The following is a 13,207-nucleotide window of genomic DNA, read 5'->3' on the forward strand; positions in this document are numbered from 1 at the left end:
GAGCAGCAGATCCGGAACATCGAGCGATTGCTCGCCGAACACATCGACAGTGACCCGGACCTGCGTGAGCGCCGCGACCTGCTCGACAGCATCCCCGGCATCGGCCAGACCACGGCTGCCGCCCTGCTGGCCTCGCTCGGCTCTCTGGCGCGCTACAGCGACGTCAGCCAGATCGTGGCCCATGCCGGCCTCAACCCGGCCCAGCGCCAATCCGGCAAGTACCAGGGCAAGGTCCGCATCTCGCGCATCGGCGATGCCGTCCTGCGTGCCAGGCTCTACATGCCGGCGATCGTGGCCAAACGCCACAATCCGGTCCTGGCTACCTTCGCAGAGCGTCTGGCCGAACGCGGCAAGCCCGGCAAGGTCATCGTCTGCGCCGTCATGCGCAAGCTCCTCCACCTGGTCTGGGGCGTCCTGCGTTCGGGCAAGCCATTCGATCCCCAACACGCCATTGCATAGGCCGCCGCAAGACGGTATCTACGCGGCTTGGGCGAAGAACCGAGGGACAGGTCAACCGCCGCATCCGCGGTGCCGGCCGGCAACCGCGCTATGCCCTCCGGCGTATGGTCGGCACCGGGGCGCCGGGGCCACAGTAGCGGCCACACTTCCGTGGGGATCCGCCATGCCGCGCCTACCGTTCCGCCTGGGCCTGCTGTGCTGCGCCACGTTCGCCTGCCTGCAACTCCACGCGCAGCTGCCGCCCGACACGCAAGCCGCAGGACCCGACGCGCAAGGCCTGTCCGCCGCGGCAGCGCCCGACATCGGCCAGCCGTTCGAGACCCGCAACGCGGTGTTCGAGCCGCGCGCATTCTCGCAGCTGCCGGGCTGGCGCGACGACGATTTCACCGCGTCGGTCGACGGCATGCGCCAGAGCTGCTCGGCGCTGCGCCGCAGGTCGGTCTGGGACCAGCTGTGCGCGGATTTCGCCGGCGTGCCCGGCAACGATCCGGCGGCGCTGCGCGCGTTCTTCGAGCGGCACTTCTACGCCTACCAGGTGCTGTCGTCGGGCCGCGAGGCGACCGGCAAGCTGACCGGCTATTTCGAGCCGCTGCTCGACGGCAGCCGCAGCCGCGACGCGCAGTACCGCTATCCGGTCTACGGCATGCCGCACGACCTGCGGCTGCTCGACGCCGGGCTGCCCGGCACGGGCACGGCGTGGCTGTACCAGGACGGCGTCCGCCTGCGCGCCGGCGCGCCGGGCGACGGCCGTTCGCAGGAATACCAGCTGGCGATGGGCGACATGGCGGCCGGGGTGCGCGACAAGCGCTTCCGCGTGCGCATCGAGGGCCGCCGCGTGGTGCCGTACTGGTCGCGCCAGCAGATCGAGCAGAACGCGATCCAGGCGCCGGTGCTGGCGTGGGTCGACGATGCGCACAAGCTGTATTCGATGCAGGTGCAGGGCTCGGGCAAGATCATGCTGCGCGAGGGCGGCCTGCTGCGCCTGGCCTACGCCGAACAGAACGGCCATCCGTTCCGCCCGCGCGTGACCCGCGGCAGCAATGCGGACCTGGCGCTCGCCGGGATCAAGGCGCGCGGCCTGATCGCCGGCAGCAGCGCCGGCATCGGCCAGGTGCAGCCCGATCCGAAGCTGCCGGCCGGCGTCAACGACGAGGTCGCGCGGATGATCGCCGTCCTCAGCGGGCAAGCGCCGGCCGCGCCCCGGCCGCGGCCCGCAACGCCGTCCCGGCCGCAGCCGGCGCCGGCCGCATCACCACGTCCGGATGCCGCCGGCGCACCCGCCGCACGGCCGGCGGCATCGAACCGCAGCGAGGTCGACGCGATGATCGCGGCACTGAAGGGCGAAGGCCCCGCGCCGCCGCCGCGCCCGGTCGGCAACGCCGCACCGGCCACGGGCGCCGGCAGCGCGGCGTCGTCGCCCGGCGCCGCGGCAGCGGTCCCCGCCGGTGCGGTCAGCAGCTTCGCCGGCGGCACCACCGGGATTCCCGACCCCAGCTTCGTGTTCTTCCGCAACATCGGCGATGGGCCGGAGGGCCCGATCGGCGCGCTCGGCGTGCCGCTGAGCGCCGGGCGTTCGGTCGCGGTGGATCCGCGCACCACGCCGCTGGGCGCACCGGTGTTCATCTCCTCGCGCGAGCCCGGCGGCAGCGGCCCGATGCAACGGCTGATGTTCGCCCAGGACACCGGCGGCGCGATCCGCGGCAGCGTGCGCGCGGACTTCTTCTGGGGCTTCGGCGAGAGCGCCGGCCGGTTGGCGCTGGCGACCAACGACACGATGCAGATGTGGCTGCTGCTGCCGCGCCAGCAGCCGATCAGCGCGGTCGCCGCTTCGGGCATGCGCCTGCGCGGCAACGCGCGGCAGCAGCTGCCGGACTGCGTGGTCGCCGATCCGGAGTTCTGCGTCGAGTTCGGCATGGCGTCCGAAGAGTAGCGTCCGGGCCGGTTCCAGGCGGTAGCGGCCGGACGACTCTCCGTCATTCCCGCGCAGGCGGGGATGACGGAATCGGGGGGCCGTCGCGTGTACCCGGATCCACATGCCCCCTGCAACGCCCGCTCGCCCCGCACCGGCCTCGTGCCGAGGGCATAGACCGTGCGGTCTATGTCGCCATCGGGCACCGCTGCCTAGACTCGAAGCCCTGCATCACTGCGCGCGCATCCGCCGCGCGGACGGTTCCCGGGGCGGCGCGCATGTTCGACGACATCCTTCCCTACTACGAGCGCGAACTGACCGCGCTGCGCAAGCTGTCGGGGGAGTTCGCCCAGCGCTATCCGAAGATCGCGTCGCGACTGCTGATCGAGGGCGACAACTGCGAGGACCCGCACGTCGAGCGGATGATCGAGTCGTTCGCGTTCCTGACCGGGCGGATCCACAAGAAGATCGACGACGAGTTCCCGCAGATCACCGATGCGCTGCTGTCGGTGCTGTATCCGCATTTCCTGCGGCCGGTGCCGTCGATGTCGATCGCGCAGCTGCAGCCCGCGCCGAACACCGAGCTGACCGCCGTGCAGCACGTGCCGGCGAAGACCGGACTGCTGACCCGTCCGGTCAAGGGCATGCCGGTGCGCTACCGCACCGCCTACCCGGTCGACATCTGGCCGGTCTCGATCGCCGAGGCCGCGTTCGAGCCGATCGAGCGCTCGGCGTTCGCCTCGCAGGGCACCGACACCGTGGCCACGGTCCGCCTGCGCCTGCAGCCGCAGGGACAGAACAGCTTCAAGGCGCTGGGCCTGGGCCGCCTGCGCCTGTATCTCGACGGGGAAAGCCCGCTGGTGCACGCGCTCTACGAACTGCTGCTCAACAGCGTGTCGGCGGTCAGCGTGCACGGCACCGGCGGCGACAGTGCGCTGCCACCGCTGCGGCTGGGCCCCGAGGCGGTGCAGCCGGTCGGCTTCGCCGAGGACGAGGGCCTGCTCGACTACGATCCGCGCTCGTTCCTCGGCTACCGGCTGCTGCAGGAGTACTTCGTGCTGCCGGAGAAGTTCCTGTTCGTCGACCTGGTCGGCCTGGACCTGGCGCGCTTCTCGCAACCGGTCGACATCCGCGTGCATGTCGGCGCCTTCGAGCGCGCCGAGCGCGCGGCGCGGCTGGAGCAGACCGTCGACCGCAACAGCTTCCGGCTCAACTGCACGCCGATCGTCAACCTGTTCCCGCAACAGGCCGAACCGATCCGGCTGAGCCAGGAGGTGTTCGAGTATCCGGTCGTGCCCGACGCGCGGCGTCCGCTCGGGCTGGAGGTCTACTCGATCGACAGCGTGCGCAAGGCCAGCCGCGGCGCGCAGCAGGACGACGTGGTCGAGTTCCTGCCGTTCTTCTCGATCCGCCACGGCCTGCAGGGCGATCCGGCCAGCAGTTTCTGGTTCGCCCAGCGGCGGCCGTCGACGCAGGCCAGCGACGACGGCAGCGAACTGTCGATCTCGCTGGTCGACCGCAACATGGACCCGCGCGTGCCGGCCATCGACACGCTGTCGCTGCGCCTGACCTGCACCAACCGCGACCTGCCGGCGCAGCTGCCGTTCGGCGGCGACGACAGCGTGCTGCAGCTGGTCGACGGCGGCGCGATCGCCAGCGCGACGCTGCTCAAGAAGCCGTCCGCGACCTGGCGCGCGCCGATGCGCATGGCAAACCAGTGGCGGCTGATCTCGCACCTGTCGCTGAACCACCTGTCGCTGGTCGAGAACGGCCGCGACGCCCTGCTGGAGATCCTCAGCCTGTACAACTTCGGCGACAGCAACAGCCTGCGCCGGCAGATCGCCGGCATCGTCGCGGTCGACAGCCACGCCTCGTCGACCCGGGTCGGGCGCGCGCCGCGGCAGTCGTTCGTGCGCGGCACCGAGATCGACCTGACGTTCGACGAGGACCACTTCGTCGGCAGCGGCGTCTACCTGCTGGCGCGCGTGCTCGACATCTTCTTCGGCCTGTACTGCACCGCCAACTCCTATACCCGGCTCAGCGCGCACTGCCGGCAACGCGAGCAGCCGCTGGTGCGCTTCCCGCCGCGCAGCGGCGCGTTGCCGCTGGTATGACCATGGCGCACGCCGATCCCGATCCGCCTGCCGGCACCGACGCGTCCATCGATGCCGTCGTGGACGCGACGGCGGATCCGGCGCCCGCGACGTCGCCCGCCGCCGGTCCGCGGACCGGCACGCGCACCGGCACGGATCGCGCCGTACTCGCACCGGTGCTGCAGCCGGTCGCCGCGCTCGATGCGCTGCACGCGGCGCCGACCCGCTACCGGTTCTTCCAGGCGGTGCGGCTGCTGTACCGCGCGGCCGGCCAGGACGCATCGCGGCTGGATGGCCACGATCCGGTGCGCTTCGGCGTGACCGGGTCGCTGAGCTTCCCACCCAACGAGATCGACACACTGCTGTCCGGCGCCGGCGACGCCGCGCCGCGGATGGTCGTCAACTTCTTCGGCCTGACCGGGCCCAGCGGCACGCTGCCGCATGCCTACACCCGCTGGCTGATCGCGCGCGAACGTCGCCGCGACCACGGCCCGCGCGATTTCTTCGACATCTTCAACCACCGCCTGCTGCTGCTGTTCTGGCATGCATGGCGCAAGCACCGCCCGGAGGTGGAGCTGGAGGCCGGCGCGCACCGCGGCATCGCGCGCCACATCCACGACCTGATCGGGCTGGGTACGCCGGCGCTGCACCGGCAGCTGCACCGCACGCGCGATGCGCGCGACACCCGCCCGCGGCTGCCCGCGGCCGCGCTCGCCTACTACAGCGGCCTGATCAGCCAGCGCCCGCACGGACTGGGATCGATCTCGCAGGTCGTCGGCGACGTCGTCGGCGCGCGGGTCGTCGCCCACGGCTGCTTCGGCCACTGGCAGCGGATCGCCGCGGCCGACCGCACCCGGCTCGGCAGGCAGGCGCACGCGCTCGGCGACGGCGTGGTGCTGGGCGGCCTGTTCTGGGACCGCCAGACCACGGTGCAGCTGGTCGTCGGGCCGCTCGACCGCGCGCGCTTCGACCGGCTGCTGCCGGACGGCGAACTGCTCGGGTCGCTGGTCGAGCTGACCCGGTTCCTGACCGGACTGGCGCTGGATCTGCGTTTCAGGCTGGTACTGCGCGCGGACCAGGTGCCGCGCATCACACTCAGCGGCCGCGACAGGCAGGCCGCACGACTCGGGTGGAATACCTGGCTCGCCGGACGCCGCACGCCGCGGCCCGCCGACGACGTGGCGTTCCACTTCCATGCAATGGGAGACGCTTCATGGCAGTGAACCCACGCGCGACGGTGGCCCGACTCAACACCACCTGCCGCGCCGCACTCGAAGCCGCGGCCGGGCTGTGCCTGTCGCGGAGCCACCACGACGTCGAGATCGAACACCTGCTGCTGAAGCTGGTGGAAGTCGACAACAGCGACATCCGCCGGATCCTGCGCCAGTTCGAGCACACGCCCGAAGCGCTCGAGCGCGCGCTGGAGGAGTCGCTCGCCGGCCTGAAGTCCGGCAACACGCGCACGCCGTCGCTGTCGCCGCACCTGCCGCAGCTGCTGGAACGCGCCTGGGTGGTCGCATCCCTGGAGCTGGGCGAGAGCCGGATCCGCAGCGGCCACCTGCTGCTGGCGCTGGTGTCCGATCCGGACCTCAGGCGCCTGCTGTCGCGCCCGGTGCAGGAGGCGATGGCGGTCAACGTCGAGACGCTGCTGGAGAACTTCCATGCGATCGCCGACGGCTCGGTCGAGGCGCGCGACGCGAAACTGCTCGGCGATGGCGCGGCCGGCGCCGCGGCCACGCCCGGCGAGGCCGACGGGCGGCCGGGCGGCAAGCCCAGCGCGACGCCGAACCTCGACAAGTACTGCATCAACCTGACCCGGCGCGCGCGCGATGGCGCGCTCGACCCGGTGCTCGGCCGCGACGCCGAGATCCGGCAGATGATCGACATCCTGACCCGGCGCCGGCAGAACAGCCCGATCCTCACCGGCGAAGCCGGCGTCGGCAAGACCGCGGTCGTCGAAGGCCTGGCCGGGCGCATCGTCGAGGGCCTGGTGCCGCCGATCCTGCAGAACGTCGAGCTGCTGGCGCTCGACCTCGGCCTGCTGCAGGCCGGCGCCAGCGTCAAGGGCGAGTTCGAGGCGCGCCTGAAGGGCGTGCTCGACGAGGTGAAGGCCAGCCCGAAGCCGATCATCATGTTCATCGACGAGGCGCACACGCTGATCGGCGCCGGCGGCGCGGCCGGGCAGAACGACGCCGCCAACCTGCTCAAGCCGGCGCTGGCGCGCGGCGAGCTGCGCACGATCGCGGCCACGACCTGGTCGGAATACAAGAAGTACTTCGAGAAGGACCCGGCGCTGACCCGGCGCTTCCAGGTCGTCAAGATCGAGGAGCCGGAGGAAGCGCGTGCGCTGGCGATGCTGCGCGGCATGGCCGCGGCCATGGCCGCGCACCACGGGGTGCGGATCCTCGACGAGGCGATCGTCGACGCGGTGAAGCTGTCGTCGCGCTACATCGCCGGGCGGCAGCTGCCGGACAAGGCGGTCAGCGTGCTCGACACCGCCTGCGCGAAGATCGCGATCAGCCAGAACGCGGTGCCGGCCGAGATCCAGGACGCGCGCCAGCAGCGCGCGGTGCTGGCCACCGAGCGCGGGCTGCTGGCCACCGAGGCCTCGGCCGGCAACGACCATGCCGAGCGCATGGCCGCGATCGATGCCGAGGACGCCGCGCTGGACGCGCGGCTGCAGCAGCTGGAGGCGCGCTGGGCGCAGGAGAAGACGCTGGTCGACGCGCTCGGCGCAGAGCTGACCGCGCTGGCCGGACTGGCCGGACTGGCCGACGATGCGCCCGGCATCGACGACGTGCGCGCCCGCGTGCGCGGGCTGCGCGCGGAGCTGGCGGCGCTGCAGGGCCACGCGCCGATGGTCAACGCGCTGGTCGACGGCAACGCGGTCGCGCAGATCATCGCCTCGTGGACCGGCGTGCCGGTCGGCAAGATGGTCAGCGACGAAGTGCAGACGGTGTTGCGCCTGCACGAACTGCTGGCCGAGCGGGTGATCGGCCAGGGCCACGCGCTCGACGCGATCGCCCAGCGCGTGCGCACCTCGCGCGCCAACCTGGAGGACCCGGGCAAGCCCAAGGGCGTGTTCCTGCTGGTCGGCACCTCCGGCGTGGGCAAGACCGAGACCGCGATCGCGCTGGCCGACGTGCTCTACGGCGGCGAGCGCAACATGATCACCATCAACATGTCCGAGTACCAGGAGGCGCACACCGTCTCCAGCCTCAAGGGCTCGCCGCCCGGCTACGTGGGCTATGGCGAGGGCGGCGTGCTGACCGAGGCGGTGCGGCGCCGGCCGTATTCGGTGGTGCTGCTCGACGAGGTGGAGAAGGCGCACCCGGACGTGCTGGAGCTGTTCTTCCAGGTCTTCGACAAGGGCAAGATGGAGGATGGCGAGGGCCGCGAGATCGACTTCAAGAACACGCTGATCCTGCTGACCTCCAACGCCGGCACCGACGTCATCATGGATGCCTGCCGCGACGGCGAGCCGGCGCCCGACGAGCTCGACGCGCTGATGCGGCCCGAGCTCAACCGCGTGTTCAAGCCGGCGTTCATCGGCCGCACGACGGTGATCCCGTACCTGCCGCTGCGCGACGAGCAGCTGCAGCGGATCGTGCGGCTCAAGCTCGACAAGATCGGCCGCCGCATCGGCGCCAACCACGGCGCCAGCTTCGACTACAGCCCGGAGCTGGTGACCGCGGTCGCCGCGCGCTGCACCGAGGTGGACTCGGGTGCGCGCGCGATCGACAACATCCTCACCGGCACCCTGCTGCCGGAGATCGCCACCAGCGTGCTCGGCAGGATGGCCGACGGCGAGCGCGTCTCGACGATCCGCGCCGGCCTCGATGCCGCTGGCAACTTCGCCTACGACGTCCAGTGAACGGCCCCGTCGTGACCCCCGACCGGAAGCCTGCGCCGTGCGGGAACGGGCGGCCGTCGCTCCCCAGCCGGCGCCCTCGTCCGCTTGGGCTAGGCCGTATTGCGAATGTCGCCGGCGCCGCCCGGCGCCGACGATAGCCGCGACTGACGTGCCGCCGTCGCGGCGCCTGGTGCTCCGTCCATGTCCTATTCGACCAGCCATCGCCTGTTCCTGCTGAGCACCCCGCTCGGCGAGGACGTCCTGCTGATCCGCGAGTTCGAGGGGCACGAGGCGATCTCGCGGGCGTTCGAGTTCCGCCTGCTGGTGGTGTCCGAGCGCGACGACATCGAGGCCCGCGAACTGATCGGCAAGCGGGTCAGCCTGCGCATCGAGACCGACACCGGCGAACGCCACTGGGCCGGCATGGTCCGCGCGTTCGAACGCATCGGCGAACACCACGACCCCGGCGCCGAAGACGCGGCGCTGACCGCCTACCGATGCGTGGTGGTGCCGGCCTGGTGGACGATGACGCTGCACGAGGATTCGCGGATCTTCCAGAACGAGAGCGTGCCGGCGATCGTCGATACGATCCTCGGCGAGTTCGGGCTCAGCGACTACGAGATGCACGTCGGCCACTATCCCGACCTGCTCTACTGCACCCAGTACCGCGAGACCAACTTCGACTTCATCTCGCGCCTGCTCGAGCGCGCCGGCATCCGTTACTTCGTCAAGTACAGCGGCGAGGTCGAGACGCTGGTCTTCACCGACAGCAACGACGAGCATCCCCGGCTCGACGACGACCGGATCCGGTTCGCCACCGCGCGCCTGGCCGGCGACGAGGACACCGTCACGTCGCTGTCGCGGCGGCAGGCGCTGGGCAGCGGCCGCTTCGTCGCCCGCGACTACAACTTCCTGCGCCCGGGCGACCTGCTGGAGACCTCGGTCGCCTCGCTGGTCGACATCGGCGACAACGGCAACTACGAACGCTTCGTCTATCCGGGTGGCTATCTGGAGACCAGCGACGGCGAGGCGATCGCCAAGACCCGGATGGAGGCCGAGGAGGCCGAGCACGAGATCGTCGACGGCACCAGCACCGTGCGCACGCTGGTGCCCGGCTACCGCTTCACGCTCGAGGACCACCCGCACGACGAACTCAACCGCGAGTACCTGCTGCTGTCGGTCGAGCATCGCGGCAGCAACAACGTCGGCCGCGACGGCGCGGTCAGCAGCTACGCCAACCGCTTCACCGCGATCCCCAAGGACGTCGTCTACCGCGACCATGCGCGCACGCCCAGGCCGATGGTGCACGGCCCGCAGAGCGCGCTGGTGGTGGGCCCGCCCGGCGAGGAGATCCACACCGACGAGCACGGCCGGATCAAGGTGCATTTCTTCTGGGACCGGCGCAGCCGGTCCGACGACAAGAGCTCGTGCTGGATCCGGGTCGCGCACAGCCACGCCGGCGCCGGCTGGGGCACGTTCACGCTGCCGCGCATCGGCGAGGAGGTGCTGGTCGCGTTCGAGCACGGCGATCCGGATCGCCCGCTGGTCATCGGCAGCGTCTACAACGGCCGCAACAAACCCCCGTACGCGCTGCCCGAACATCAGACCCGGTCCACGCTCAAGAGCAACAGCAGCAAGGGCGGTGGCGGCTTCAACGAGCTGCGCTTCGAGGACCGGGCCGGCAACGAGGAGGTGTTCCTGCACGCGCAGAAGGACCTGCAGACCCGCGTGGGCAACGACCGCACGACATCGGTGGCGCAGCAGCAGCAGCTGACCGTCGGCGGCGACCGGCTCGAGCACATCGGCAACGAGGACCATCGCGTCGTCGACGGCCGCAGCCTGAGCCGCGTGGCCCGGGAGGCGCACGTCGACGTCGGCGCCAGCGCGCTGTTCGCGGCCGGGCAGAACCTGCACATGTCGGTGGGCATGGAGACCAGCCTGGACGCCGGCACCGAGGTGCACGTCAAGGGCGGCATGAACATCGTGCTCGAGGCCGGGGTCCAGATCAGCCTGAAGGCCGGCGGCAGCTCGATCACCCTCGGCCCGGCCGGGGTGACCCTCGACGGTGCGCTGGTGCGGGTCAACTGCGGCGGTGCGCCGCTGTCGGCGAAGAAGGGCGACAAGCCCGACCAGGCCAAGACCGCGGAGGAAGCCGTCGAGGACAAGGCCGGCAAGGTCAGCAACACCGACCAGCAGGTGCAGGCCGAAGCGCTGCGCAATGCCGCCAAACAGGCGCAGCCGTTCTGCGCCGCGTGCGAGGGCGCGCGTCAGGCCCTGATGGCGATGCGCTGAAGGATGGAAGCGGACATGGGCCAACAGCACGGGACGCCACGGTGATCGATTCGATGCTGCTCGAACGCCTCCGCGAGGTGGTCTTCAACGGCGCGGCCCGCGCCGGGGCGGCCGGCAACGTGTTCGCGGTGCTGGACGGGGCGATGGTCGAGGCGCTGCCCGAACGCCTGGCGGCGTCGGACTGCGAGTACGCCTGCCTGTTCTCCGGCGCGCTGGATCCGGTGCTCGAGTCGGCCGCACCGCACCTGGTCCGCCTCGAGCCCGGCCATCCCTTCGCCGAACAGGTGCTACGCCAGGGCTGGAACGACCACTGGGGCATCGTGCTGCGGGCCGCGCCCGGCGTCGACCTGTACGACCTGCGCCAGCACCTGCGCCGGCACCTGCGGGTACTCGACCCAGACGGCCAGGCGATGTTCTTCCGCTTCTACGATCCGCGGGCGTTCCGGGTGGTGATCCCGGAACTGGACAGCGCCGCGCGCCGCGGTTTCTTCGGACCGGTGCGCAGTTTCATCGTCGAGAGCGCCCGAGCCGACACGGTGCTGCGCTTCGACCACAACGGCGACGCGCATGGCCACGGCATCGTGCTGGCCGCGGCCGCAACCGCCTGAGGAGGCGTCCTGCCATGCTCCGCTTCAAACGCAAACAGATGGCGACGATCGGCAACCGCAGCATGCACGCGCGCACGCGCGCATTCGTGCTCGAGCACTTTCCCGCGTTGCGCACGGCGCCGGCCGATGCGCTGGACGCCGAGCTCGACGCGCTGCTGGCCGAAGCGCACGGCCATGGCCTGCGCAGCCAGCGCGCCGCGGCGCTGTTCGTGCTGGCCAACTGCGCGATGGGACGCCAGGCCGTCGCCCGCGACCCGGGCGTGCGCAGCATTCTCGCCGCCCGCGAACGGCCGCTGGCCGACCGCGCGCTGCTGCTCGAAACCTGGCTGACCCAGGCCTGGGGCAGCCTGCAACGGATGACACCACGATGAGCGTGCCGCGATGAACGTATTCGACGACGCCATGGCCGGACTGCCCTCGGCGGCCGCCGTGCAGCAGGCCGCGGGCCAGGCGGTCCAGCAGGCGGCCCAGGCCGCCGATGCGGCCGCGCAGCAGGCCACCCAGGCCGCGCAGGGCGCGATCAACGAGGCCCAGGGCGCGATCCAGACCGCGACCCAGGCCGCCGGCAATGCCGCCAACGGTGCGCTGCAGCAGGCGCAGCAGGCGCTCGCGCAGGCCACCGACCAGGCGACCCAGGCCGCGCAGGGCGCGATCGACCAGGCCAACCAGGCCGTCAGCGATGCCCGCGCCGCCGCACAGAACGCGGCGCAGGGTGCGCTGGACCAGGCCAACCAGGCGGTCGACGACGCCCAGCGCATGGCCGGCGAGCTGGCCGACCAGGCGCTGGCCACCGCGCAGGACGCGATCGACCAGGCCCAGGCCCAGATGCAGGGCGTCGTGCAGGGAGCGATGGATGCGGCCGCGCAGAAGCTCGACGAGGCCCAGGCGCTGGCGGAAGGCGTGGCGCAGGCGGCACTGGAGAAGGCCAATGCGATGGTCGACAACGCGACCGGCCTGATCGCCGACACCATGAACACCGCGCTCGATGGCGCCAACCAGGCGATCGGCCTGGCCCGCGACATCCTGGCCGGCGCCTCGACGCAGGCGCTGCAGGACATGCTCGGCGAGGTGCGCGGGCCCGTCGACGACGTGCTGGGCGCGCTGGGCGATGCGCTCGATGCGCTGCCCGGCCAATTCCCCGACCTGCCGGTCGAACTGCCCAGCGCCGACTGCCCCTATGTCCGGGCATTGCGCGACGCGGCGACCCGGCAGGTCGACTGCGCGACGAACGCGCTGGGCAACGCGCTCAACAACCTCGACGCGGTCGACGCGCTGGTCGCGCAGGCCAACAGCGCGATCGACCAGGCCGAATCGCTGCTGGGCGAGGTCACCGATGCGATCGACCGGGCCATGGACGCGCTGGACCAGGCGCAGCAGCTGGCCAACGACACCGCGCAGGAAGCGATCGCGACCGCGAAGGCCGCGCTCGACGAAGCCCGCGACACGGTCCGGACCACGGTCGACGATTGCCTCAAGCAGGTCCAGGACGCCGTCGACGGCGTGCAGCAACAGGCCCAGCAGGCAGTGGAGCAGGTGCGCGACCAGTGCATGGCCGCCGTCGACCAGGTCCAGCAGCAGGCCACCGATGCCGCGCAGCAGGCGCTCGACCAGGCCCAGCAGGCCGCCGAGCAGGTCCAGCAGCAGGTCGCCGGTGCCGCACAGCAGGCACTCGACCAGGCCAGCGCCGGCGCGCAGCAGGCGCAGGAGGCGATCGCCGGCGCCGCGCAGCAGGCCCTGGAACAGGCGCAGGCCGCGGTGGAGCAGGCGACGCAACAGGCCGGCACCGCGGCGCAGCAGGCGCTCGACCAGGCCGGCCAGGCGATCGCCGAGGCCACGCAGGCCGCGCAGCAGGCCGCGGACCAGGCCATCGCCCAGGCCGGCAGCGCGGCCGAGGCCGCCGGCGCCGCCGCCAGCCAGGCGGCCAGCTCGCTCGCCAATGCCGGCAATGCGCTCGGCGACAGCCTCGGTGGTCTGTTCGGCTGAACATGAACGC

At 71.7% G+C, this 13,207-nt stretch carries 9 protein-coding genes; all 9 read left to right on the top strand.

Going from position 1 to position 13,207, the window contains the following annotated elements:
* A partial coding sequence (locus LDO26_RS06735) for a transposase (protein ID WP_232130316.1) occupies positions 1-459 on the top strand: 459 nt, incomplete at its 5' end.
* Between the two features lie 163 nt (positions 460-622).
* Positions 623-2,389 carry an MltA domain-containing protein gene (locus LDO26_RS06740; protein ID WP_232130317.1) on the top strand — a complete coding sequence of 589 codons (1,767 nt, stop codon included), beginning with the start codon at positions 623-625 and terminating at the stop codon, positions 2,387-2,389.
* 257 nt (positions 2,390-2,646) lie between these two features.
* The gene (gene tssF / locus LDO26_RS06745; RefSeq protein ID WP_232130318.1) at positions 2,647-4,482 is read left to right on the top strand and encodes a type VI secretion system baseplate subunit TssF; all 1,836 of its coding nucleotides are present in this window, start codon (positions 2,647-2,649) and stop codon (positions 4,480-4,482) included.
* Between the two features lie 2 nt (positions 4,483-4,484).
* Positions 4,485-5,684, top strand: coding sequence for a type VI secretion system baseplate subunit TssG (gene tssG / locus LDO26_RS06750; protein ID WP_232130319.1), 1,200 nt, complete (start codon positions 4,485-4,487; stop codon positions 5,682-5,684).
* Entirely contained in the window at positions 5,675-8,335 is a 2,661-nt protein-coding gene (tssH, locus tag LDO26_RS06755; RefSeq protein WP_232130320.1) for a type VI secretion system ATPase TssH, read from the top strand. The genes tssG and tssH overlap by 10 nt, the downstream gene beginning before the upstream one ends.
* Before the next feature lie 180 nt (positions 8,336-8,515).
* A complete protein-coding gene (locus tag LDO26_RS06760) occupies positions 8,516-10,606 on the top strand; it encodes a type VI secretion system Vgr family protein (protein ID WP_232130321.1) in 2,091 nt (696 codons plus the stop codon).
* 41 nt (positions 10,607-10,647) lie between these two features.
* The gene (locus LDO26_RS06765; RefSeq protein ID WP_232130322.1) at positions 10,648-11,214 is read left to right on the top strand and encodes a DUF4123 domain-containing protein; all 567 of its coding nucleotides are present in this window, start codon (positions 10,648-10,650) and stop codon (positions 11,212-11,214) included.
* 14 nt (positions 11,215-11,228) lie between these two features.
* Positions 11,229-11,585, top strand: coding sequence for a hypothetical protein (locus LDO26_RS06770; protein WP_232130323.1), 357 nt, complete (start codon positions 11,229-11,231; stop codon positions 11,583-11,585).
* 10 nt (positions 11,586-11,595) lie between these two features.
* Positions 11,596-13,197, top strand: coding sequence for a hypothetical protein (locus LDO26_RS06775; RefSeq protein ID WP_232130324.1), 1,602 nt, complete (start codon positions 11,596-11,598; stop codon positions 13,195-13,197).
* Positions 13,198-13,207: the final 10 nt, after the last annotated feature.

Source organism: Proluteimonas luteida (assembly GCF_021191695.1).
Classification (GTDB): domain Bacteria; phylum Pseudomonadota; class Gammaproteobacteria; order Xanthomonadales; family Xanthomonadaceae; genus Luteimonas; species Luteimonas luteida.

Coding starts and splice junctions, on each gene's coding strand:
- tssH (WP_232130320.1), top strand. CDS start 5,675: ATGGCAGTGAACCCACGCGCGACGGTGGCCCGACTCAACACCACCTGC.
- LDO26_RS06770 (WP_232130323.1), top strand. CDS start 11,229: ATGCTCCGCTTCAAACGCAAACAGATGGCGACGATCGGCAACCGCAGC.
- LDO26_RS06775 (WP_232130324.1), top strand. CDS start 11,596: ATGAACGTATTCGACGACGCCATGGCCGGACTGCCCTCGGCGGCCGCC.
- LDO26_RS06740 (WP_232130317.1), top strand. CDS start 623: ATGCCGCGCCTACCGTTCCGCCTGGGCCTGCTGTGCTGCGCCACGTTC.
- LDO26_RS06760 (WP_232130321.1), top strand. CDS start 8,516: ATGTCCTATTCGACCAGCCATCGCCTGTTCCTGCTGAGCACCCCGCTC.
- tssF (WP_232130318.1), top strand. CDS start 2,647: ATGTTCGACGACATCCTTCCCTACTACGAGCGCGAACTGACCGCGCTG.
- tssG (WP_232130319.1), top strand. CDS start 4,485: ATGGCGCACGCCGATCCCGATCCGCCTGCCGGCACCGACGCGTCCATC.